The sequence below is a fragment of the Micrococcus sp. 63XJN7_8_ISO-PGPR-S23-253 genome (genome assembly GCF_056173425.1).
On sequence record NZ_CM149673.1, the window covers coordinates 1,764,009 to 1,787,227 of the forward strand.

Genomic DNA, 23,219 nt, shown 5'->3' on the forward strand with positions numbered 1-23,219 from the left:
GCGGGAGATCCACCCCACCGCGGCGCTCCGGGCCCGCATGACAGGGATTTCCCGCCCCGAAGGGGGTCCCGGTGCCGATGTCCCGCCCGGGGTCAGTCCAGCGCGAGCCGGTAGACGAGGAACGGGCCGGTCTCGTCGGCCGGGTCGAGGTCCGGCACCACGTCCGCGAGGAACCAGTCCCGCTCCGGGACGCGCACGAAGCCGGCGCGCTCGTACATCCGGTGGGCGCCGGTCATGGAGGGCATGGTGGTCAGCACGACGGCGTCCACGTCCTCCTCGGCGCGGGCCCGCGCCACGATCTCGGCCAGCAGGGCGCCGCCCACCCCGCGGCGGTGGAACCGCGGGTGCACGGCGAGCATGCGGAACTCGTACTCCCCGTCGCCGGAGGTCTCGGCCAGGGGCGAGCCGGGCGGGGTGAGCACCACGGACCCGGCCACCTCGCCGTCGATCTCGGCCACGAGCACCTCCGCGCGGCCGGCCCGGTCGGCCACGTCCATGAGGGTCTTCACGTAGGCGTCGTCGGGGGCGATGTGGCCGCCGTCGACATAGGACGCCAGGGTGAGCTCGGCGACCGCCTCGTGGTCCTCGGGGCGCAGCGGGCGGACGAGGGCGCTCATGCGTCACCTCCGGCGTGCTGGCGCAGCGTGTCCTTCAGGCGGGCGCGGGTCGCGTCCGTGGCCACGACGTAGTCGCGCCGACGCAGCCAGGCGGTGGGCACGGCCTGGTGGGGGTGGCCGTCGCGCGCCTCGTGCAGCCCCTCGAGGAACGTCGCGGCGGCCGGCTCCTGCCAGATGTTCACCCAGTAGGCGCGGCCCCGCTCCTGCGCCGTCAGCTCCTTGACCAGCCGCCGCGTGAACGGGCAGCCCGGCCGCCAGAACACGACGACGCCGCCGCCCTCGACGTGCGCCTGCGCGCCGGCGAACGGCCGCGAGCGGACCCGCACCGCCCACCGGTACGTGACCGCGTAGCCGGCCAGGACGAGCCCGGCCACGATCATGCCGACCTGCTGCAGGCGCGTCCCCGCGATCATGAACGTCAGTCCGCCGGCCACGAACAGGACCGGGTAGAACCACGGGTCTCCGACGATCCGCCTCATGCCCTCTCCCCCGTCATGGCGGCCAGGGCGGACCCGTCCACGTCGCCGGCCACCATCCAGTCAGGATGTGCCGTGCCGTCCGCCGAGGCGGGCCGCGTCACCGCGACGCCGGCCTCCTCCGCCACCAACGCGCCGGCGGCCCAGTCGTACTCCTGCGTGCCGAACTCGGCGTACGCGTCCAGGGTGCCGTCGGCGACCATGCACAGGTCCAGCGCCGCCGAGCCGATCCGTCGCACGTCCCCGAACGCGGGCAGCAGGGCCGCGAGCGCCCGCACCTGCAGGGCCCGGCGGGCGGGGTCGTAGCCGAAGCCGGTGGCGAGCAGTCGCCCCGAGCGTCCGGGCAGGGGACCGGTGAGCCGCACGGGGGCGGCATCGCGGTCGGGCAGGTCCACGCCCGCCGTCGTCGCGTCCGCGGTGCTGAAGGCGCCCCGGCCCGCGCTCGCGTACCAGGTGCGCCCCAGCGCGGGCGCCGCCACGACGCCGGCCAGCCAGCGTTCGGTGCCCTCGGCCACCCCCAGCAGGTCGGCGGTCTCGGCGTCCACCGGGCCGGTGACGGCCACCGAGGTGCAGAACTGCGGAAGCCCGCGCACGAAGTTCGTGGTGCCATCCAGCGGGTCGATGGACCAGCGGTACCCGGACGGCTCGGCCGGACGGGTGGCGCCGTACTCCTCGCCGGTGATCTCGTCCGAGGGGCGGTAGCCGGCGATGACCTCCCGGACGGCCTGCTCGGCGCGGCGGTCGTAGTCGGTGACCCAGTCGGAGCCGGAGGACTTCGTCTGCGCGCCGATCTCCTCGATGCCGAGCGGGACGGCCGGGTGGTGACCGGTCCAGCGCCGGGCCAGGACGTCCGCGCCGGCGCGCGCGGCGGCCTTGGCGACCACGAGCAGGCCCGGGACCGTGATGCGCGCGCTCATGCCGAGGCCTCCCCGTCTGCGGCGCCGTCGGTGGCGTCGTCCGTGTCCGCCGGGCGCACCGCGTCCGGGCCGCCGGCCAGCAGCGCCGTGAACCCGGCCTCGTCCAGCACGGGCACACCGAGGGACTGCGCCTTGTCCAGTTTGGAGCCGGCGGCGTCGCCGGCCACCAGGAAGTCGGTCTTCTTGGACACGGACCCGGAGGCCTTGCCGCCGCGCACGAGGATCGCCTCCTTCGCGGAGTCGCGGGAGAAGCCCTCGAGCGAGCCGGTGACCACCACGGTCAGGCCCTCGAGCGTGCGCGGGGTGGACTCGTCCTGCTCGTCCTCCATGACCACGCCCGCCGCGGCCCACCGGTCCACGATCTCCCGGTGCCAGTCCTCGGCGAACCACTCGATGAGCGCGTCCGCGATGATCGGGCCGACGCCGTCGATCTCGGCCAGCCGGTCCCGGTCGCCGGCCTCGGCCGCCGCGCGCAGCGCCGCCATCGAGCCGAACGCCGTGGCCAGCGAGCGGGCCGCCGTCGGGCCCACGTGCCGGATGGACAGCGCCACGAGGGTGCGCCACAGCGGCTGGGACTTGGCCTTCTCGAGCTCGTCGAACAGGCGCAGCGTGTTGGCCGTGGGCGCGGACGGCTTCTTCGCGGTGCCGGCGGTGAAGAAGTACGGCTTGAGCGTGAACACGCCCGAGGGCATCATGCGGCCGTCCACCTTCGTGCGGCCCTCGCGCCACACGCGCACCGCGCCGAGGGAGCGCTGCAGGTCCGTCAACCCGTCCTCGCCCCGGGGGCCCGTGATCTCCTCCGGCGTGCCGGAGGCGAGGTCGAAGATCTCCGCCTCCGCCGTGATGGGGCCCGGGCCCTCGGGCCGGACATGTCCCTCGTGCTCGGCCGGGTCCTCGCCGGGGCCCTGGACGAGCCAGCGGGCGGCCTCCTCGCCGAGCGCCTCCACGTCGAAGGCGCCGCGGCTGGCCAGGTGCTCGACGCGGCCGGCCAGCTGGGCCGGGCAGGAGCGGGCGTTGGGGCAGCGCAGGTCCACGTCCCCCTCCTTGGCGGGGGCCAGCGGCGTGCCGCATGACGGGCAGTGCGCGGGCATGACGAACTCGCGCAGCTCCCGGCCCGCCTCGATCGCCTTCTCACGCAGCGGCAGCACGGGGCCCACGACCTCGGGGATCACGTCCCCGGCCTTGCGCACCACCACGGTGTCCCCGATCAGCACGCCCTTGGCCTTGACCACGTCCTGGTTGTGCAGGGTGGCCAGGGAGACGGTGGACCCGGCCACGGTGACCGGCTCCATCACCGCGAACGGGGTCACCCGCCCGGTGCGGCCCACCGAGACCGCGATGTCCCGCAGCAGCGTGTGCACCTCCTCCGGCGGGTACTTGTACGCCACGGCCCAGCGGGGCACGCGGGAGGTGTGGCCGAGGTAGCGTTGGTCCGCGAACGCGTCCGCCTTCAGCACGATGCCGTCGATCTCGTGGATCAGCTCGTGCCGGCGCCGGCCGTACTCCTCGATCACCGCGACGACGGCGGCCAGCGCCTCCTCGTCCGCGCCCTCCACCCGGCGGGTGTAGGGGCTCACGGGCAGGCCCCAGCCGGCGAGCGCGTCGTACACCTCGTGCTGGGACTCCAGTCCGAACGCCTCGACCGAGCCGATGCCGTGCACGAACATGGCCAGCGGGCGCTGCGCGGTGACCGCCGGGTCCTTCTGGCGCAGGGCGCCGGCGGCGGCGTTGCGCGGGTTCGCGAACGGCGTCTGGCCCTCCTCGGCACGGCGCGCGTTGAGCTCGGCGAAGGCGGCGGAGGACATGAACACCTCGCCGCGCACCTCGAACTCGGCGGGCCAGCCCTCGCCGGAGAGCTCGTGCGGGATGTCCCCGATGGTGCGCACGTTGGCGGTGACGTCCTCGCCCGTGACGCCGTCGCCGCGGGTGGCGGCCTGCACGAGCCGCCCGTCCCGGTAGCGCAGGGCGACGGCGAGCCCGTCGATCTTCACCTCCACGAGCCAGCGGGGCGCCACGCCCGGCCGCACCTGCGTCAGGGCCTGCGCCGCGCGGCGGAACCAGACCTCGAGCTCCTCGATGGAGAACACGTCCTCGAGCGAGTACATGCGGGCCCCGTGCCGGACGGGGGCGAACGCCTCCGAGACCTCCCCGCCGACCTCCTGGGTGGGCGAGTCGTTGGACACGAGCTCGGGGTGCAGGGCCTCGAGGTCCTCGAGGCGGCGGTACAGCGCGTCGTACTCGGCGTCCGAGATCTCCGGGGCGTCCCGCTGGTAGTAGGCGGTCCGGGCGGCGCGGACCCGCTCCACGAGGTCCTCGTACTCCGCCCGCAGGTCCGCGGCGGGGATGTCCTGCGGATCGGGCTGGGCGGCGGATTCCTTGGGGGTGCTCACCCGGCCCAGCGTAGTCGGCGTCCCGGACGGCGCACCCGGGTCAGGGGATGCGCACGAGCACCGCCGTGACGTTGTCCCGGCCGCCGCGCCACAGGGCGGCGCCGATGAGCTTCTCGAGGGCGTCCTCGAGGGTGTCGGCGTCGTCGATCAGCGCGCGGATCTCCTCGTCCAGCAGCTCGCCGGTCAGGCCGTCGCTGCACAGCAGGACGAGGTCCCCGGAGGCGAGGGGGACCTCGGCCACGTCCACCGTGAGCGCCTCGCGTGAGCCGAGCGCGCGGGTGATGACGTTGCGGCGCGGGTGGACGCGGGCCTCGGCGGGGGTGAGCTCCCCCGCGTCGACGAGCATCTGGACTGCCGAGTGGTCCACCGTGAGCTGCTGGAGCACCGGCGAGCCGACGGGCCGCAGGTACACCCGGGAGTCGCCGACGTTCGCCACGGCCCAGCGACCGCGTTCCGTGTCCAGGCAGGCCAGCACGGTGAGGGTGGTGCCGGAGCGCCCCAGCCCGGCCTCGACGACGGCGGCGTCCGCCTCGTGGATCAGGTGGCCGAGGTCCTGGGGCGTGTGGGCCGTGCCCGGGGCGAGCACCTCGGGGGCGCGGCGGCGCAGGGTCTCGATCGCGGCGGCCGAGGCCACCTCGCCGGCCTCGTGCCCGCCCATGCCGTCGGCCACGGCGGCGAGCACCAGCGGCTCCCCCACCACGGTCCACGCGTCCTCGTTCAGGTCGCGGACGGCGCCCACGTGGGTGGCGCCGGCGGCCTGGGGGCGCGGCGCGGACGGAGTCTCGGGGCGGGGGTCCACGGGGTCCTCGATCAGTCGGCGAGCAGGGTCTGGGCCGACCCGTCCAAGAGCAGGGAGGGGCGGACCTCTCCGAACCCGCGGACGATCCTGGGCGGCTGCGGGACGAGCACGAAGCGCTCGTCCCGGGACAGGGCCGCAGCGGTCATGGCGTCCACGAGCACGGTACCCGGATCGGCCAGGGACGTCAGCCGCGCGGCGAGGTTCACGGTGGGCCCGTAGATGTCCCCCATGCGGGAGAGCACCCGTCCCCATGTCAGGGCGACGCGCGCCGAGGGCAGCTCCTCGTCCGCGGCGATGGTCTCGGCCAGGGAGAGCGCGATCGCGGCGCCGGCCTCGGGGGTCTCGGCGTTGAACATGACCTCGTCGCCGATGGTCTTCACGAGCCAGCCGCCGCCGGCGGAGATGGTCTCCGCGGCGAGGGACTCGAAGCGGAGCACCATGCGGGCCAGCGTCCGGTCGTCCATGGTCCGGGAGAGCGTCGTGTAGGAGACCATGTCCGCGAAGCCGACGGCGCGGGCCAGCGGCAGCGGCGCGTCCGACTCGGAGCCGTCGCGGCCCTCGGCGCTGGCCGCCAGCCCGGCCTCCACGCGCACGGTCAGTCGCTGGACGGCGCGGTTGAGCTGGCGCCGGTAGACGATCCGCATGGCCTTCTCGAGCGGTCCGACCATGTCCGGGAGCATGTCGACGACGGCCCGCCGCGCCTCAGGGTCCGTCAGGTCCTCGGAGGCGATCTTGTCCTCCACGAGCGCCTCGATCTGCCACACCACCATGCGGTCCGTCATCTGTCCGATCGAGCGGGCCAGCGAGATGGCGGTGTCCTCGTTCAGCGTCCCCGAGCGCACGAGCGTGAGCACGGACTCGAACGCCTCGATGTCCGCCTCGGTGAAGGCCTTGTGCCCCTCCGGCGATGTCGGGTAGCCCAGCGCACGCCAGATCTTCCGGGCGGAGGCCATCGAGACGCCGAGGCGCTGCGCCACCTCCCGTGAGGTGTAGGCGCGCGGGCCCACCACCAGGCCGGCGTCGAGCGTGCGCATCGCGCTCGTCCAGCCGGCGGGCTGGGCGGACCGCTCCTCGACGTCGCGGGCGGTCGTGTCCTCGGCCGGCGGGACGATCGGCAGCGGTGCGGTGTCCGGTGTCTCCGGACGGCTCATCGGAGGTCTCCTGTCGGGACGGGGGCGGGCCAGGTCCTGGTGCGGGCCTGGCGGGTGAGGTGGGCCAGGGCCTCCTCGAAGCGCGCGGCCTCGGGGACGTCGCGCAGCCGCCAGTGGACCTGGCGGGCGGGCTCCTGGAAGAGGATGTGCAGGTCTCCGGCGCCCGAGCCGCGGCGGCGCCGCTGCACGTCGGCGATGGACACGAGCGGCATGGCGGCCCCGGAGCCGCCGACGCCGGCGCGCTGGAGGATGCGGCGGTCGGTGACCACGGTGCGCCGGACGACCCAGCGCCACAGCGGACGGACGGTGCCGGGGAGCAGGACGAGCGCCGCGACCACCCACGCGGCCGCCTCGAGCACGGCGCGGTTCGCGGCGACGATCCCGGGCAGGTCGGGGCGTGCGAGCACGCCGACGGCCAGGCCGAGCAGGAACGCGACGGCCACGAGGACCGCGGCGGGGCGCAGCAGCGCGCGCGGGTGGGTGCGGGTGCGCACCATCACCTGCTCACCGGGCTCGAGTCGCACGGCGGTCACCTCCTGACCGGGACGGGTGTGTCATGCGCCGCGATGGACGTCTCCGCGCAGGTGGGCCACGTCCCCCGCACTGACCTCGGTCTCGATTGTGCCACGATCCGGTGTGACGTGCCTCACGCGCAGGGTGCCGCCGGGACCGAGGCCCACGGCCGTGCCCTCCAGCACGCCGCCGCCGGGCAGCTCGGCGCGCACCGCGCGGCCCAGCGTGGAGAGCCGGTCCGCCACGGCCGCCACGGCGGGGTGATGCCCGTCCACGGCCGCCGTCTGCCCCGCCACGCCCGCCGCGAAGCGGTCCACGGCCGCCACGACGGCGTCGCGCAGCTCGACCGCGAGGTCCCGGGGCGCGGGCACGGCGTCCGCGCCGATCCACTCCGCCAGATCCGTGGCGGTGTCCACCGGGGCGGCCCCGCGGTGGTCCAGGTTCACGCCCATCCCGACGACGACGCCGGGCCCCTTGCCGTCCGAGGACAGTGCCACCGTGGCCAGCACGCCGCACAGCTTGCGCCCGTCCGTGGCGAGCACGTCGTTCGGCCACTTCACGTGCGTCGGGACACCCCGGGCCGCGAGGCGCTCGGCGACCGTGGCGGAGGCGACGAGCGAGAGCCAGCTCAGGTGGGCCGGGGAGACCGGCACCCCGCCGGACTCGGGACGCAGGTACACGGACAGGGCGAGCGCCGCCCCCGGGGCAGCGCTCCACACGCGGGAGTGCCGACCCCGGCCGGCCCGCTGGTCCGCGGTGGCCACGGCCGCACCGTGCCGGTGCCCCTCGCGGTCCAGCCGCGCGAGGAGCTCATCCTGCGTGGAGCCGGCGGAGTCCAGCCAGGTCAGGTCCGGTGTGGGGGCGTCGTCGGGGTGCATGCCCCTAGATATACACGGCGTCCCCGGGGGCGGGCTGAGCGGGCCGATCCGCCGCCGGGACGCGCGGACGGGCGGTCCGGGCCGACGTCCTCGCCGTTTGTGGGCTTCCTCCAACGGAGGGCGTCCGCGGCGGCCCGTACACTGGCCGACTGAGCCTCCGCATCTGGCGGACCACCACAAGGAGGACGTGTGACCGATCCCGATCTGACCACCACGGCCGGCCGGCTGGCCGACCTGCATCGGCGGCTCGAGGCGACGGCCGCGCCCGGCGGCCCGGACGCCGTCGAGCGCCAGCACGCCCGCGGCAAGCACACCGCGCGCGAGCGGATCGACCTCCTCCTGGACGAGGGCTCCTTCGTGGAGCTGGACGCGCTGGCCGTGCACCGCACCACCGCGTTCGGCATGGACGCCAAGCACCCGGCCGGCGACGGCCTGGTGTCCGGCTTCGGCACCGTGGACGGGCGCCAGGTGGCCGTCTACTCCCAGGACTTCACCGTGTTCGGCGGCTCGCTGTCCGAGCGCAACGGGCAGAAGATCGTGAAGGTCCAGGAGTTCGCCGCGCGCAACGGCTGCCCCGTGATCGGCATCCTCGACGGCGGCGGCGCGCGCATCCAGGAGGGCGTGGCCTCCCTCGCCCAGTTCGCGGACATCTTCCGGAACAACGTCCTGGCCTCGGGCATGATCCCGCAGATCTCGCTGATCATGGGCCCCTCCGCCGGCGGCGCGGCCTATTCGCCGGCCCTGACGGACGTCGTGGTGATGGTGGACCAGACCTCGCACATGTTCATCACCGGCCCGGACGTGATCAAGACCGTCACGGGCGAGGACGTGGACATGGAGACCCTCGGTGGCGCCCGCTCGCACAACGCCACCTCCGGCACCGCCCACTACATGGCGTCCTCGGAGGAGGACGCGATCGCCTACGTGCAGGAGCTGCTCGAGCTGCTGCCCTCCAACAACCTCGCGGAGGCCCCGACCTTCGAGGCCGCGGACCCGGAGCCCACGGACGAGGACCTCGCCCTGGACGAGATCGTCCCGGACTCCGCCAACCAGCCCTACGACATGCTCGAGGTCATCGCCTCGATCGTGGACGAGGGCCACCTGCTGCAGCTGCAGGAGCTGTACGCGCCCAACGTGATCACCGGCCTGGCCCGCCTGGACGGCATGAGCGTGGGCGTCGTCGCGAACCAGCCGATGCAGTTCGCCGGCACCCTGGACATCGCCGCCTCGGAGAAGGCCGCGCGGTTCGTGCGCTTCTGCGACGCGTTCAACATCCCGATCATCACCCTCGTGGACGTGCCCGGGTTCCTGCCCGGCACGGACCAGGAGTTCAACGGCATCATCCGTCGCGGCGCCAAGCTGATCTACGCCTACGCCGAGGCCACCGTGCCGAAGCTGACCGTGATCACGCGCAAGGCCTTCGGCGGCGCGTACATCGTGATGGGCTCCAAGAAGCTCGGCGCGGACCTGAACCTGGCCTGGCCGAGCGCGCAGATCGGCGTGATGGGCGCCCAGGGCGCCGTGAACATCCTGTACCGGCGCGACCTGAAGGCGACGGCGGAGGCGGGCGGCGACGTCGACGCGCGCCGGGCCGAGATCGTGGCCGACTACGAGGCCGAGCTGCTCAACCCGTACCAGGCCGCCGAGCTGGGCTACGTGGACGCCGTGGTGCCCCCGCACGCCACCCGCGGCCAGCTCATCCGCGCCCTGCGCGCCACCCTGCACAAGCGCGAGGCCCGCCCCGCCAAGAAGCACGGGAACATGCCGCTGTGAGCGCCGCGCTGGGTCCGGGCACCCCGGACGAGAACGACGCGTCCACGCAGGCCACGCCGGCGCCGGCCGACCCGCTGCAGCTCAGCGGCCCGGAGCTGGAGCCGGAGGAGATGGCCGCGCTGGCCGCCGTCCTCGAGGCGGCCGCCGCCGCCCGGGCCGAAGCCGCCCGGCTCGCCGCCGAGGCCGCCGACCCCCGCCCCCTGGACCGCACGCTCCGCCGTCGCGGCGACCTGGGCCTGTGGGCCCGGCCCGGCCGCGGCCAGTGGCGTCAGGGCGCGGGCCCGCAGTGAGCCGGGAGGCGGGCGGCAGCGCCTAGAGTGCCGGTATGACCCAGCACACCTCCGAGGCCGCCGCCGACGGCGCCCGCACCCCGTCCGCCATTGACGCGCTCGCCGAGCGCTACGTGACCGACCTCCTCGCCCTGCATCCGGACACCGCCACCGAGCTCGGCTTCCCGGGCCGGGAGACCGAGTACACGGACTTCTCCCCCGCCGGCGCCCGCGCGGACGACGAGCTCAACGCCCGCCTGCTCGAGGAGCTGGCCGCGCTCAAGCCGCAGGACGAGACGGACCGCGTCACGAAGGCGGCCATGCAGGAGCGCATCGGCCTGGAGCGCGAGATCCACGCGACCGGCCGCACCGAACTGAACAACATCGCCTCCCCCGCCCAGGGCATCCGCGCGGTCTTCGACCTCATGCCCACGGACACCGCGGAGCAGTGGGGCCACATCGCCGGCCGCCTCGAGAACCTGCCGGCCGCCCTGCGCGGCTACACCGAGTCCCTGCTCGCCTCCCGCGACGCCGGCCACGTGGCCGCGGTGCGCCAGGTGGACATCGTGGTGGAGCAGGCCCGCGCCCACGGCGCCGCGGGCGGGTTCTTCCCGGGCCTGGTCGAGCGGGCCGAGGCAGCCGACGTCGTGGACGACGCCCTGGCCGCCCGCATCCGCTCCGGCGCGGACGCCGCCGCGCAGGCCTACCGCGACTTCGCGGACACGCTCGAGGCCGAGCTGCGCCCGCACGCCCCGGAGGCGGACGGCGTCGGGATCGAGTACTACCGGCTGGCCTCCCGCGTCTTCCTCGGCGCCGAGATCGACCTCGAGGAGACCTACCGCTGGGGCCAGGAGGAGCTGGCCCGCATCATCGCCGCGCAGCAGGCGGACGCCGAACGCATCCGGCCGGGCGCCACGATCGAGGAGGCGCGCGCGATCCTGGACGCGGATCCGGAGCGCACCCTGAAGGGCACCGAGGCCCTGCGCTCGTGGATGCAGCGGCTCTCCGACGACGCGGTCGAGGCCATGAAGGAGCACTTCGAGATCCCGGCCCCGATGGACCGGCTCGAGTGCATGATCGCCCCCACCCAGGAGGGCGGCATCTACTACACCGGCCCCTCGGACGACTTCTCCCGGCCCGGCCGCATGTGGTGGTCCGTGCCCCCGGGCGAGGACGAGTTCACCACGTGGGCGGAGACCACCACGGTCTACCACGAGGGCGTGCCGGGCCATCACCTGCAGATCGCCACCGCCATGATGAACCGGGAGAACCTCAACCTGTGGCGCCGCAGCTTCTGCTGGACGTCCGGCCACGGCGAGGGCTGGGCGCTGTACGCGGAGAAGCTCATGGAGGAGCTCGGCTTCCTCGACGATCCGGGCGACCACCTCGGCATGCTGGACATGCAGCGCATGCGGGCGGCCCGCGTGGTGTTCGACATCGGCTACCACTGTGGCTTCGATGCCCCCGAGTCCGACGGCGGCGGCGCGTGGACCCCGGAGAAGGGCTACGCGTTCCTGGCCAAGCACCTGAGGATCTCCGAGGGCCAGCGGCGCTTCGAGTTCACGCGCTACCTCGGCTGGCCGGGGCAGGCGCCGGCGTACAAGGTGGGTCAGCGCATCTGGGAGCAGATCCGCGCCGAGCACGAGCAGGCCGAGGGCGCCGAATTCGACCTCAAGGCCTTCCACACGCGGGCCTTGCGCCTGGGCGGCATGGGCCTGGACACCCTGCGGGAGGCGCTCGCGTGATCCCGCACGACGACGGCGCGGCCGGCCCCGGTGCGGGCCTGCGGCTGGTGCTCGGCTCGGCCTCCCCCGGCCGGGCGGAGGTCCTGACCCGGGCGCGGGTGCCGTTCCGCGTCGTCGTCTCGGGGGTGGACGAGGCGGCCGTGGGCGCGGCGGCGGGCGACCCGTCGCCGGCGGAGCTGGCGGGCCTGCTGGCGGAGGCCAAGGGCCGTGACGTGGCCGCCCGTGTGGCGGCCGCCGGCGTCGACGCGCCCACGCTCGTGCTCGGCTGCGACTCCGTGTTCGAGTTCGAGGGCCGCGCCCACGGCAAGCCCTACGAGCCCGAGGTCGCCGTCGAGCGGTGGCGGGCCCAGGCCGGCCGGGAGGGCGTGCTGCACTCGGGCCACTGGCTGGGCCTGGTGCTGCCGGAGCCCGGGGCCGGGTCCGGGGTGGCCGCGGAGGCGGGCGTGGTGTCCGCCGTCGTGCGCTTCGGCGCCGTCACCGAGGCCGAGATCCGGGCCTACGTGGCCACGGGCGAGCCGCTGCACTGCGCGGGCGCGTTCACGGTGGACGGCGCGGGCGCGGCCCTCGTGGACGGCGTGGACGGGGACCCCAACGCGGTGATCGGGCTGTCCGTGGCGTGGCTGCGGCGGGCCACGGCGGCCCTGGGTCAGGACGTCACCCGATTGTGGGAACCCTCCAACGCGCAGCGCTGATCCGGCGCGACAGGGCCGCGTGCCTCGGAGGGTTCCGCCACAACGAGTAGGGTGCTGGTCAGAGTCGGCGCCGTCCCGCGCCCTTCGCCCCACCGGGTGAGGGGCACGACCCCGGACGTGGCGCCCGCACCCCCAGCCGTGATCGTCCGAGGAGTCCATCGCCCATGAGCATCGCCGACGCACCGCAGGCCTCGGTCGTCCCGCCCGTCGACCCCGCGGCGGAGCGCCGGTTCTCCCGGGTGCTGATCGCCAACCGCGGCGAGATCGCCGTGCGCATCATCCGGGCCTGCCAGGACGAGGGGCTGACCTCCGTGGCCGTCTACGCCGAGCCGGACCGGGACGCCCTGCACGTGAAGCTCGCAGACGAGGCCGTGGCCCTCGGCGGGGAGACCGCCGCCGACTCCTATCTGGTGATCGGCAAGATCCTCGACGCCGCCGAGCGCGCAGGCGCGGACGCCGTGCACCCCGGCTACGGCTTCCTCTCCGAGAACGCGGACTTCGCGCGCGCCGTGACCGACGCCGGCCTCGTGTGGATCGGACCGCCCGCCGAGGCGATCGACCGGCTGGGCGACAAGGTCTCGGCCCGCCAGCTGGCCACCAAGGTCGGTGCCCCGCTGGCGCCGGGCACCACCTCCCCCGTGACCGGCACGGAGGAGGTGGTCGCGTTCGCGGACGAGTTCGGCCTGCCGGTGGCCATCAAGGCGGCCTACGGCGGCGGCGGCCGCGGCATCAAGGTGGCCCGCACGCGCGAGGAGATCCCCGAGTTCTACGAGTCCGCGGTCCGCGAGGCCGTGGCCGCGTTCGGCCGGGGCGAGTGCTTCGTGGAGCGCTTCCTGGACAAGCCGCGCCACGTGGAGACGCAGTGCCTGGCGGACGTGCACGGCGACGTCGTCGTGATCTCCACCCGCGACTGCTCGCTGCAGCGCCGCAACCAGAAGCTCGTGGAGGAGGCCCCGGCGCCGTTCCTCACGGACGAGCAGAACGCCCGCCTCGTGGAGTCCTCCAAGGCGATCCTGCAGGAGGCCGGCTACGTCGGCGCGGGCACGTGCGAGTTCCTCGTGGGCCAGGACGGGACCATCTCCTTCCTCGAGGTGAACACGCGCCTGCAGGTGGAGCACCCGGTCTCCGAGGAGATCACCGGCATCGACCTCGTGCGCGAGCAGTTCCGCCTGGCCCGCGGCGAGGCCCTCGGCTACACGGACCCGCAGCCCCGCGGCCACTCGATCGAGTTCCGCCTCAACGGCGAGGACCCGGGCCGCAACTTCCTGCCCGCCCCCGGCCGGCTCACCACGTTCCGCATGCCCAGCGGCCCGGGCGTGCGCGTGGACTCCGGCGTGGTGGAGGGCGAGACCGTCTCCGGGGCCTTCGACTCCATGGTCGCCAAGTTGATCGTCACCGGCGCGGACCGCCGCCAGGCCCTGCAGCGCGCCGCCCGCGCCCTGCGCGAGGCCGAGATCGTCGGCATGCCCTCGGTGCTGCCCTTCCACCGCGCCGTGGTGCGCGACCCCGCCTTCGCCCCCGAGATCGCCGGCTCGGAGGAGCCGTTCTCGGTGCACACCCGGTGGATCGAGACGGAGTTCGCGAACCACATCGAGCCGAGCGCCCTCACCCCGGCGGAGCCGGCCCCCCGCGAGGCGCGCCACACCGTGACCGTGGAGGTCAACGGCAAGCGCGTGGACGTCACCCTGCCCACGTGGGGCGAGGCCCTGCACACGATCTCCGGCGCCGCCCAGCGGGCCGGTGCGGGACGACGTCGGCCCCGCGGCAAGCGCGGCGCGCCGGTGGCCGCGGCCGTCAGCACGGACGCGCTGACCGCCCCGATGCAGGGCACCGTGGTGAAGGTCGCCGCCGAGAACGGCCAGACCGTGGCCGAGGGCGACCTGATCGTGGTCGTGGAGGCCATGAAGATGGAGCAGCCGCTCGCGGCCCACCGCGCGGGCGTGGTCAGCGGGCTCGAGGTCGAGCCGGGCCAGACGGTCACGGCCGGCACGGTGGTCGCCACCATCGCCGACGCGGAGTGAGCCGCCGGCGACGACGGCGGGGAGCGCCGTCGTCGCCGACTGGTTCCACATGGTGGACGACGGGGACGTGACTCTCGCAGATCGGCGCGAACAGGCTTAGCCTGACACGCATCTTCGTCTCACATCGTGGTCGATTGCGACCCCCTGTGCCCGTCATACCAGGGAGACACCATGTCCCACTCCACCCCGCCCGTGAACCCGGGCGCCCCCACCGCCACCACCGATCTCACGTCGGACGCGGTCGCCGCTGCGGAGGAGGTGCCCCGCTCGCGGGTCATCATCGCCTCGCTCGTGGGCACCTCGATCGAGTTCTACGACTTCTACATCTACGCCACGGCCGCCGTCTCGGTGTTCCCGCTGATCTTCTTCGCGGGCGGCGATGACAACACGGCCCTGCTGGCCTCCATGGCCACCTTCGGCGCGGCGTTCGTCGCCCGGCCGCTGGGCGCCGTCGTCTTCGGCCACCTGGGCGACCGCGTGGGCCGCAAGACCACGCTCATCGGCTCGCTGCTGACCATGGGCATCGCGACGTTCCTCATCGGCCTGCTGCCCACGTACTTCCAGATCGGCCTGTGGGCGCCGGCCATGCTGACGCTGCTGCGCTTCTTCCAGGGCCTGGGGCTCGGCGGCGAGTGGTCCGGCGCCGCCCTGCTGGCCACCGAGTACGCCAAGGACGGCAAGCGCGCGCAGGCGGCCATGTGGCCGCAGCTCGGCGCGCCGATCGGCTTCCTGCTGGCCAACGGCCTGTTCCTCACGCTCGTGCTCGGCTTCGACCACGACTCCACGAGCCCGGTGCTCGACGGTCCGTTCCTCACGTGGGTGTGGCGCCTGCCGTTCCTGCTCTCGATCGTGATGGTGGCCGTGGGCCTCTACGTCCGCGTCAAGCTCGAGGAGACCCCGGTCTTCCAGCGCGCCCTCGACCGCGACCAGCGCGTGAAGGCGCCGCTGGGCGAGGTGTTCCGCCGCAACTGGTGGGAGCTGATCCTGGGCACCTTCGTCATGTACGCCACCTACGTGCTCTTCTACCTGATGACCACGTGGATCCTCTCCTACGCGATCGGCAAGCCGGCCAACGGCTTCCTGGGCGTCCCCTACGCCGAGTTCCTCGTGCTGCAGCTGGTCGGCATCCTGTTCTTCGCGGCGTTCGTGCCGGTCTCCGGCCTGCTGGCGGACCGCTTCGGCCGCCGCCCCACCCTGATCGTGATCTCGGTGCTCATGGTGCTGTTCGGCCTCTCGTTCGGCCTGTGGCTCTCGCCGGAGAACATGGGCGTGGGCGCGGAGCTGAACGTGCCGCTGATGCTGGCGTTCCTGGCCACGGGCATGACGCTCATGGGCCTGACCTTCGGGCCGATGTCCGCGGTGCTGCCCGAGCTGTTCCCCACGAACACGCGCTACACCGGCTCCGGCATCGCCTACAACGTGTCCTCGATCCTCGGCGCGGCGCTGACCCCGTTCATCGCCGCCTGGCTGGTGCAGAAGTTCGACGTCTCCTACGTCGGCTACTACCTGGCCGCCGCCTCGGCGATCACCGTCATCGCACTGGCGCTCTCCCCCGAGACCCGGCACACGGACCTCGACACCGTCACCTCGGCCCGCGAGCGCCGCGCCGCGCGCTGACCCCGGCCCCCGCCGGCCCGGGCCCCCGCCCGCACTGTCGAACGTGACATCGGGGGAATGGACGACTTTCGGTCGTGAGACAGGCCCTATCTCACGACCGAAAGTCGTCTCTGGGTCAGATGCGCACGTGGAGGCGGCGCGCCGCCTCCGCGATCGACCCGGACATCGACGGGTACACGGTGAAGGTGTCCGCGAGGTCGTCCACGTGCAGCTTGTGCGTGACCGCGAGCGCGAGCGCGTAGATCAGCTCGGAGGCGCGCGGCGAGACCACCACGCCGCCGATCACGGTGCCGGAGCCCTGACGCGCGAAGATCTTCACGAACCCCTCCTCCGCGCCGGACATCTTGGCGCGGGGGTTTGTGTGGAAGTCCAGGCGCAGCACGTCCGCCTGGTACTGGCCGGAGTCCACCTGCGCCTGCGTGACGCCCACGGTGGCGATCTCCGGCGAGGTGAAGATGTTCGAGGCCAGCAGGTGCGGGCGCAGCGGCTTGAGGGCGTCGCCGAGCAGGTGGGCCACGGCGATGCGCCCCTGCATGGCCGCCACCGAGGCGAGGGCGAGCTTGCCCGTGCAGTCGCCCGCCGCGTAGATGCTCGGCACGGACGTGCGGGAGACGCCGTCCACGAGCACGTGGCCGGAGCCGGACAGCTTCACGCCCACGTCGTCGAGGCCGAGGCCCGCCGTGTTCGGCACGCCACCGACGGCCACCAGCGCGTGGGAGCCCTCGATCGACGGGGTGTCCTCGGCCCCCTCGCCGGAGAGGTGCACGCGCACGCCGGTCTCGGTCCGTTCGACGGACTCGGCCCGGGAGCGGGAGACCACCCTGAGGCCGTTGCCCTCGAAGACCTTCTCGAGCAGCTCGGCGGCGTCGGCGTCCTCGCCGGGGAGCACGCGGTCGCGCGAGGAGACGAGGGTGACCTTGGCGCCGAGGCGGTTGTAGGCCGAGGCGAACTCGGCACCGGTGACGCCGGAGCCCACGACGATCAGGTGCTCGGGCAGGTCCTTGAGGTTGTAGACCTGCTTCCAGTTGAAGATCCGCTCGCCGTCCGGGACGGCGGTGGGCAGCTCGCGGGGGCTCGCGCCGACGGCCACGAGGATCGCGTCCGAGGTGATGATCTCGGGCTCGGCGCCGGCGTCGGCGTCGTCGAGGGCGCGGACGGACACCTCGTGGGGGCCGACGACGCGGCCCACGCCGTCGATCACCCGGACCCCGACCCGCTGGAGGCCCGCGCGGATGTCCGAGGACTGCTCGTGGGCCAGGTTCAGGATGCGGTGGCCGACCCGGCCCATGTCCGCGTGGGCCTCGGCCCCGCCGAGGTCCACCCCCAGGTCCACGGAGGCGCCCACGCGGCGCATCGAGTCGGCGGCGGCGATCAGCGTCTTGGAGGGGACCACGTCCGTGAGGACGGCCGCGCCGCCCACCCCCTGGCGCTCGACCAGGGTCACGCGGGCGCCCAGCTTCGCGGCCACCATGGCGGCCTCGTAGCCGCCGGGGCCGCCGCCGATGATGGTCAGGGACGGGATGAAGGTGCTGTTTTCCTCGGTCACGGGCTCCATTGTGTCCGCCGCGGACGGGAAAGTCCTAGCCCGCGGCCACGGGACACCGCCTAGACTCCACGACGTGACCGACCAGACCAGCATCCCCTCCCCCGACTCCCCCTTGACCGGCGACCATCCGGGCTTCGCCGAGGCCCGCGCGGCCGCCGACACCATCGCCCGGGCGACGGGCGTGGCGGAGCACCGCGTCGCCGTCGTCCTCGGCTCCGGCTGGGGCGAGGCCGCCGGCCTGATCGGCGACGAGGTCGCCGCCGTGCCGCTGGCCGAGGTGCCCGGCTTCCACGCCCCGAAGGTGCCCGGCCACACCGCGGTGATCCGCTCGGTCCGACTGCCGGACGGCACGCACGCCCTCGTCTTCGGCTCGCGCACGCACTTCTACGAGTCCCGTGACGCCCAGGCCGTGGCGCACACGGTCCGCACCGCCGCCGCCGCCGGGGCGCGCACCGTGGTGCTGACCAACGGCTGCGGCGGCCTGGACCCGGAGATCGCCCCGGGCACCCCCGTCCTGATCGCGGACCACATCAACCTCACCGGCGCCACCCCGCTCGCCGGCGCCACGTTCGTGGACCTGACCGACCTCTACTCCCCGCGGCTGCGCGCGATCGCCCGCGAGGTGGACCCGTCCCTGCGCGAGGGCGTGTACGTCCAGTTCGCCGGCCCGCAGTACGAGACCCCCGCCGAGGTGCGGATGGCGCGCACCCTCGGCGGCGATCTCGTCGGCATGTCCACGGCACTGGACGCGATCGCGGCCCGTCACGCCGGGCTGGAGGTGTTCGGCATCTCGCTGGTGACCAACCTCGGCGCCGGCATCTCGGAGACGCCGCTGTCCCACGCCGAGGTCGTGGAGGCCGGTCAGGCCGCCGGCCCGCGCATCGCGCGCCTGCTCGCGGACATCGTGGGGCGGCTCTGATGCCCGCGCATCCCCCGCACGACGACGTCGCCGCGCTGCCGGAGGACGTCCTCGCCCGGGCTGAGCGGTGGGCGGCGGAGGACCCCGATCCCGCGCACCGGGACACCCTGCGCGCCGAGCTCGACGCGGCCGCCGGCGTCGGCCCGGAGGCCGCGGCCGCCCGGGCGGCGCTCGCCGCCCGCTTCGCCGGGCCGCTCGCCTTCGGCACCGCCGGCCTGCGCGCGGAGGAGGGCCCGGGCGAGTCCCGCATGAACCGGCTCGTGGTGCGCCGCACCGCGGCCGGTCTGGCCGCCCACCTGTGGGACGGCGTCGGGCAGGACGCGGCCCCGCCGCTGGCCGTCGTCGGGTACGACGCGCGGCGCGGTTCGGCCGCCTTCGCCGCGGACACGGCCGCCGTCCTGACGGCCGCGGGCGTGCAGACCGTCCTGCTGCCGGATCCGCTGCCGACGCCGGTGCTCGCCTTCGCGGTGCGCCATCTCAGCGCGGACGCCGGCGTGATGGTCACGGCCAGCCACAACCCGCCCGCGGACAACGGCTACAAGGTCTACCTCGGCGGGCGGCTCACGGACGAGGCGGGTCGGGGGGCGCAGATCGTCTCCCCCGCGGACGCGCAGATCGCCGCCCGCATCGACCACGCGGCGTGGGCCACGGACATCCCGCTCGCCGACGACGGCTGGACCGTGGCCGGGCCGGACCTGCTGGAGGCCTACCGCGCGGCAGCCCTCGGCGTGCTCGACGACGACCGGCACGGCCACCGCGACCTGCGCGTGGTCTACACGCCCCTGCACGGGGTGGGCGGCGCCGTGGTCCCGGGCCTGCTCGAGGACGCCGGCTTCGGCCCCGTCCACGTGGTGGCCGAGCAGGCCGCCCCGGACCCCGCCTTCCCCACGGTGGCGTTCCCCAACCCGGAGGAGCCGGGGGCGATGGACCTCGCCCTCGCCCTGGCCGCCGACGTGGACGCGGACCTGGTGATCGCCAACGACCCCGACGCCGACCGCCTGGCCCTGGCCGCGCCCGTCACCGACGCGGACGGCGTGCGCACGTGGCGGATGCTCTCGGGCGACGCCGTCGGGACGCTGCTGGGCGCGCACGCGATGCCGGCCCTGCACGCGGCCGGCCGCAGCGCCGCGAACTCCGTGGTCTCCTCCCCGCAGCTGGCCGCCCTGGCCGAGGCGAAGGGGGTGACGCACCACGTCACGCTGACCGGCTTCAAGTGGATCTCCCGCGCCCCGGACCTCGGCTTCGGCTACGAGGAGGCCCTCGGCTACTGCGTGGACCCGGACATGGTGCGGGACAAGGACGGCATCACGGCCGCCCTCATGGCCGCGGAGCTGGCCGCCGCTCTCAAGGCGCAGGGACGCGGCCTGACGGACGCCCTGGCCGACGTCGACGCGGTCACCGGCGCCATGCCCAGCGCCCAGGTCTCGGTCCGCGTGGCGGACCTGTCCCTGATCGCCCGCACCATGGCGGCCCTGCGTCAGCAGGCGCCGGCCACGCTCGCGGGCGAGCCGGTCACCGTGCGCCGGGACCTGGCCGCCGGCGGGGACGGGCTGCCGCCGACGGACGCGCTGCTGTTCGCCACCGACTCCGGCACCCGCGTTCTCGTGCGGCCCTCCGGCACCGAGCCGAAGCTCAAGTGCTACCTCGGCACCCGGGACGCCGACCCGGCCGCGGCCGCCGAGCGGCTCGAGGCGCTGCGCGCCGAGGTGACGGCCCTCGTGGGCGGCTGAGCCTCGGTAGGCTGGCGGACATGACCGTCTCCCTCACCACCGCCGAGCTGGCGAAGTACATCGACGCGACCGCCCTGAAGGCCGACACCTCGGAGGCGGACGTGCGCCGCCTCGTGGCCGAGTCCCGCGAGGCCGGGGTCAAGAGCGTCTGCATCAACCCCGTGTGGGTGCCGCTGGTGGCCGCCGAGCTCGCGGGCTCGGACGTGCTGACCTGCACCGTGATCGGCTTCCCCCTCGGCGCCAACGCCTCGGAGGTCAAGGCCTTCGAGGCCCGGCAGGCGATCGACGCCGGCGCGGACGAGGTGGACATGGTCCTCGACGTCGCCGCGGCCCGGGCCGGGGACCGCGCCCGGCTCGTCGCTGACGTCCGCGCCGTGGCCGAGGCCGCGCATGCGGGCGGCCCCGCGGGCGACGGCGGGGCGCTGCTCAAGGTGATCGTGGAGACCGCCCTGCTGGACGACGACGCGATCGTCCTGGCCTGCGAGGCCGCGGTCGAGGCCGGGGCGGACTTCGTCAAGACCTCCACGGGCTTCTCCACCGCGGGCGCCACCGTCGAGCACGTCGCGCTGATGCGCCGCACCGTGGGCGAGGACATCGGAGTGAAGGCCTCCGGCGGGGTGCGCACCCGCGCGGACGCCCTGGCGATGATCGAGGCAGGTGCCACCCGGATCGGGGCCAGCTCCGCGCTTGCTATCCTGGGATCCGACTGACTCGCATCACTTCGGCCGGGCGTCTGCCCCGGCCGGGACCGCACCGAAGGAGCATCACGTGATCCGCAACGGCAAGGCCATCGACCACTCCAACGTGGGCGGCGTCTGGGGTTCCCTGATCGCCTTCATCGTCGCCTTCGGCGTGTTCCTCGGCTGCCTCTACGCCATGGGCTTCTGGTCGCTCGAGTCGGTCTGGGTCCCCGGCCTGATCGCGCTGGCCCTGGCCACCGTGGCCTTCATGATCCCCCAGGTGTTCCTGGGCCGCAGCGACACCGTGGACACCACCGCCATCCACACCCGTCCCGCCGTCGAGCACGCCGCCACCGGCGCCCACGCCGTCGAGACCGGCGCCGCGCACCGCTGAGCCGTCCCGGAGTCGAGGATCGCTGACACCGGTCGTCCGGCCGCCGCGCGCCGAAGGGCGTCCACCCGCAACACGGGGGTGGACGCCCTTCGGCTTGTCTCCATCGCGGCGGTGGTGCTGGGTCACGCGTACCTGACGGACCTCACCTTCAGCCGGTACCTGGAGATCTGGCGGATGCCGCTGTTCTTCTTCCTCACCGGCTACTTCTGGACGCGCGGCCGCCCCTGGGCCAAGGACGTGCGGGGCCGCTTCCGGAGCCTGATGGTGCCGTACCTGGTGTGGGCGGCGCTCATGTCCGTGGCGGCGTTCGCGTGGTTCGCCGACGACCCCGACCTGCTGCGGCGCCTGGTGCTCACCGGCTGGTACGGGGGCGCGGACCAGGAGCCCCCGTGGTGGGCGTTCTGGTTCATCTCCGTCCTGTTCTTCACCACGGTGCTGCGCCGGTTCCTCGAGCGCTTCCCGTCCGCCGTCGCCTGGGCGGTGGGCCTGGCCGGGCTGGCGTGGGCCCACCTCGTGCCGGACTCCGCGATCGCCCGCACGCCGCTGGGCGTCGGGCTGGCCCTGCCCTGCCTGCTGTTCGTCCTCAGCGGGGAGATGTTCCGCCGCCGCGTCCAGCCGCACGTGCGGCGCCATCGGACGCTCATCGGCGTCGGCCTGGTGCTGCTCGGGCTGGTCGCGGTCCGGCTGGGCCTGGAGCCGCCCAACATCAAGTTCGGCGGCTTCGGCACGCCGGTGCTCACCCCCGCCGTGGGCGTCCTGATGTCCGCGGGGATGGTGCTCGTGTTCGGTTCCATGGTGGAGAGGCTGCTGCGCTCCTTCGCCCGACGCACCGGGACGGGTCAGGCCCTGCGCCGCGTCATCACCGCCCTGGTCCGGACGGGCACGGTGGTGGTGCTGCTGCACGGCTGGGTGCTGATGTGGCTCATGCGCCACGGCGTGGAGGACAACGCCGCCAAGTTCGCCCTCGCGCTCGCCCTCAGCTGGGTGGCAGGCCTCGCCCTGCTCGCCACCCCCCTGTCCAAGCCGTTCACGGGGGCGCGCCGCCGCTGGTACCCGGTGCACCGCCTGCGACGCGTGGAGCCCCCGCACCCCGTCACGTCCGCGCTGCCGCGCGTCACGACCGCCTCGGAGAGGACACACCCATGAGCAGGGATCATCGCCCCCCGATCCGCAATCCGTTTCTGCCGCCGACCCCGGAGGAGCTCGAGGTGCCGGCCCGCGACGGCGGCCACCCGGCGGGTGACGGCGGTGACGTCGGCGCCCCGGCGGCCTCCACGGCGCGGGAGGATCGCCTCGCCGAGTTCCGGCTCGGCTCGGCGTTCCGCCCCCACCCGGCCGACCCCGCCGCGCCGCGGCAGCGTGCGACGCCGGCCGAGCGCACGGCGGCTCCCGCGACCGCCGCGGCCGCTGAGCCGGCCGCGCCTGCCTCACCGGCCACCAGTGCCCCCGGCGTCCTGCCGAGCGCCCGCGTCCTCGTCGTGTGCACGGGCAACATCTGCCGCTCCGCCTACGTGGAGTACGCGCTGCAGGCGCAGCTCAACGCCCTGCTCGGCGACCGGGCTCGCGCGAAGGTCACGAGCGCGGGCACGGAACCGAACCAGGCGCTGACCGTCCCCGGACCGCTGCTCGACCTCGCGCCGAGCCGCCGCGTCCGCGCCGCGCTGACACAGCATCGACCGCAGCAGCTGACCGGGCGTTCGCTGGCGGGCCAGGACCTCGTGCTGACCGCGACGGACGACCACCTGGACGAGGTGCTGCGCGAGGACCCCGCCGCGGTGCGCCGGACCTTCACGATCCTCGGCATCGGCACCCTCCTGCGCGACCACGGCGAGGAGCTCGCCGCTGCGGTCCCTCCGGGCGCGGGCGTCACCGCGCTCGTGACCGCGCTGGCCGAGCTGCGCTCCCGCCTGATCGCCCACGGAGAGCAGCCGGACGCGGATCTGCCGGACCCGTTCCGCGGCCCCGCCGAGGGCTATGCCGCGATGGCGCAGACCGCGCAGCCGATCGTCGAACTGCTGGCGTGGGAGATCGCCCGGGCCCTGGACGGGGACCTCGTGGAGGACGAGGACCCGACGGGCGCCTGACCGGCCGA

The 23,219-nt window shown here is 74.4% G+C and carries 21 protein-coding genes; 12 read left to right on the forward strand and 9 right to left on the reverse strand.

Annotated features, from left to right (window positions below):
- Positions 1-92: 92 nt before the first annotated feature.
- The 8 genes from AC0VX4_RS08160 to AC0VX4_RS08195 are packed head-to-tail and all read right to left on the reverse strand — an operon-like array spanning position 93 to position 7,741.
- Entirely contained in the window at positions 93-617 is a 525-nt protein-coding gene (locus AC0VX4_RS08160; protein ID WP_323663008.1) for a GNAT family N-acetyltransferase, read from the reverse strand.
- Positions 614-1,096: a thioredoxin domain-containing protein gene (locus tag AC0VX4_RS08165; RefSeq protein ID WP_144825341.1), complete on the reverse strand. Its 483-nt coding sequence runs from the start codon at positions 1,094-1,096 to the stop codon at positions 614-616. The genes AC0VX4_RS08160 and AC0VX4_RS08165 overlap by 4 nt, the downstream gene beginning before the upstream one ends.
- Positions 1,093-2,010 carry an inositol monophosphatase family protein gene (locus AC0VX4_RS08170; protein ID WP_475464207.1) on the reverse strand — a complete coding sequence of 306 codons (918 nt, stop codon included), beginning with the start codon at positions 2,008-2,010 and terminating at the stop codon, positions 1,093-1,095. The genes AC0VX4_RS08165 and AC0VX4_RS08170 overlap by 4 nt, the downstream gene beginning before the upstream one ends.
- The gene (gene ligA / locus AC0VX4_RS08175; protein WP_475464208.1) at positions 2,007-4,400 is read right to left on the reverse strand and encodes an NAD-dependent DNA ligase LigA; all 2,394 of its coding nucleotides are present in this window, start codon (positions 4,398-4,400) and stop codon (positions 2,007-2,009) included. Before ligA ends, AC0VX4_RS08170 begins: the two co-directional genes overlap by 4 nt.
- 40 nt (positions 4,401-4,440) lie before the next feature.
- Entirely contained in the window at positions 4,441-5,199 is a 759-nt protein-coding gene (locus AC0VX4_RS08180) for a PP2C family protein-serine/threonine phosphatase (protein ID WP_002854360.1), read from the reverse strand.
- 11 nt (positions 5,200-5,210) lie between these two features.
- Positions 5,211-6,350, reverse strand: a complete 1,140-nt coding sequence (locus AC0VX4_RS08185; protein ID WP_002854368.1) for an adenylate/guanylate cyclase domain-containing protein — start codon at positions 6,348-6,350, stop codon at positions 5,211-5,213.
- Positions 6,347-6,874: a PH domain-containing protein gene (locus AC0VX4_RS08190; RefSeq protein WP_136940746.1), complete on the reverse strand. Its 528-nt coding sequence runs from the start codon at positions 6,872-6,874 to the stop codon at positions 6,347-6,349. The genes AC0VX4_RS08185 and AC0VX4_RS08190 overlap by 4 nt, the downstream gene beginning before the upstream one ends.
- 30 nt (positions 6,875-6,904) lie before the next feature.
- A complete protein-coding gene (locus tag AC0VX4_RS08195) occupies positions 6,905-7,741 on the reverse strand; it encodes a biotin--[acetyl-CoA-carboxylase] ligase (protein ID WP_060774707.1) in 837 nt (278 codons plus the stop codon).
- Between the two features lie 189 nt (positions 7,742-7,930).
- Between AC0VX4_RS08195 and AC0VX4_RS08200 the strand changes: the two genes are divergently transcribed.
- The 6 genes from AC0VX4_RS08200 to AC0VX4_RS08225 all read left to right on the forward strand — a co-directional run bounded on the left by AC0VX4_RS08200 (position 7,931) and on the right by AC0VX4_RS08225 (position 15,858).
- Positions 7,931-9,514 carry an acyl-CoA carboxylase subunit beta gene (locus tag AC0VX4_RS08200; protein WP_041103546.1) on the forward strand — a complete coding sequence of 528 codons (1,584 nt, stop codon included), beginning with the start codon at positions 7,931-7,933 and terminating at the stop codon, positions 9,512-9,514.
- Complete coding sequence (locus tag AC0VX4_RS08205; protein WP_248073924.1) at positions 9,511-9,804, forward strand: hypothetical protein; 294 nt, start codon at positions 9,511-9,513, stop codon at positions 9,802-9,804. The genes AC0VX4_RS08200 and AC0VX4_RS08205 overlap by 4 nt, the downstream gene beginning before the upstream one ends.
- Before the next feature lie 35 nt (positions 9,805-9,839).
- Complete coding sequence (locus AC0VX4_RS08210; RefSeq protein WP_475464209.1) at positions 9,840-11,528, forward strand: DUF885 domain-containing protein; 1,689 nt, start codon at positions 9,840-9,842, stop codon at positions 11,526-11,528.
- Entirely contained in the window at positions 11,525-12,220 is a 696-nt protein-coding gene (locus AC0VX4_RS08215) for a Maf family protein (RefSeq protein ID WP_475464210.1), read from the forward strand. The genes AC0VX4_RS08210 and AC0VX4_RS08215 overlap by 4 nt, the downstream gene beginning before the upstream one ends.
- 164 nt (positions 12,221-12,384) lie before the next feature.
- Positions 12,385-14,241 (forward strand): acetyl/propionyl/methylcrotonyl-CoA carboxylase subunit alpha, encoded by a 1,857-nt coding sequence (locus AC0VX4_RS08220; protein ID WP_216879627.1) that lies wholly within the window; start codon positions 12,385-12,387, stop codon positions 14,239-14,241.
- 171 nt (positions 14,242-14,412) lie between these two features.
- A complete protein-coding gene (locus tag AC0VX4_RS08225; protein ID WP_060774712.1) occupies positions 14,413-15,858 on the forward strand; it encodes an MFS transporter in 1,446 nt (481 codons plus the stop codon).
- 115 nt (positions 15,859-15,973) lie between these two features.
- On the opposite strand, the gene AC0VX4_RS08230 is transcribed toward AC0VX4_RS08225, so the two are convergent.
- Positions 15,974-17,404, reverse strand: coding sequence for an NAD(P)H-quinone dehydrogenase (locus tag AC0VX4_RS08230; protein WP_475464211.1), 1,431 nt, complete (start codon positions 17,402-17,404; stop codon positions 15,974-15,976).
- A gap of 73 nt (positions 17,405-17,477) precedes the next feature.
- Between AC0VX4_RS08230 and AC0VX4_RS08235 the strand changes: the two genes are divergently transcribed.
- The 6 genes from AC0VX4_RS08235 (at position 17,478) to AC0VX4_RS08260 (ending at position 23,211) form a co-directional block, all read left to right on the forward strand.
- A complete protein-coding gene (locus tag AC0VX4_RS08235) occupies positions 17,478-18,323 on the forward strand; it encodes a purine-nucleoside phosphorylase (RefSeq protein WP_475464212.1) in 846 nt (281 codons plus the stop codon).
- The gene (locus tag AC0VX4_RS08240) at positions 18,323-20,053 is read left to right on the forward strand and encodes a phospho-sugar mutase (protein ID WP_475464213.1); all 1,731 of its coding nucleotides are present in this window, start codon (positions 18,323-18,325) and stop codon (positions 20,051-20,053) included. The genes AC0VX4_RS08235 and AC0VX4_RS08240 overlap by 1 nt, the downstream gene beginning before the upstream one ends.
- Positions 20,054-20,073: 20 nt before the next feature.
- Positions 20,074-20,763: a deoxyribose-phosphate aldolase gene (deoC, locus tag AC0VX4_RS08245; RefSeq protein WP_145032306.1), complete on the forward strand. Its 690-nt coding sequence runs from the start codon at positions 20,074-20,076 to the stop codon at positions 20,761-20,763.
- 58 nt (positions 20,764-20,821) lie between these two features.
- Positions 20,822-21,127, forward strand: a complete 306-nt coding sequence (locus AC0VX4_RS08250; protein WP_475464214.1) for a hypothetical protein — start codon at positions 20,822-20,824, stop codon at positions 21,125-21,127.
- A gap of 78 nt (positions 21,128-21,205) precedes the next feature.
- Positions 21,206-22,273, forward strand: a complete 1,068-nt coding sequence (locus AC0VX4_RS08255) for an acyltransferase family protein (RefSeq protein WP_145032301.1) — start codon at positions 21,206-21,208, stop codon at positions 22,271-22,273.
- Positions 22,270-23,211 carry an arsenate-mycothiol transferase ArsC gene (locus AC0VX4_RS08260; protein WP_145032298.1) on the forward strand — a complete coding sequence of 314 codons (942 nt, stop codon included), beginning with the start codon at positions 22,270-22,272 and terminating at the stop codon, positions 23,209-23,211. The genes AC0VX4_RS08255 and AC0VX4_RS08260 overlap by 4 nt, the downstream gene beginning before the upstream one ends.
- The last annotated feature ends 8 nt before the right edge of the window (positions 23,212-23,219 follow it).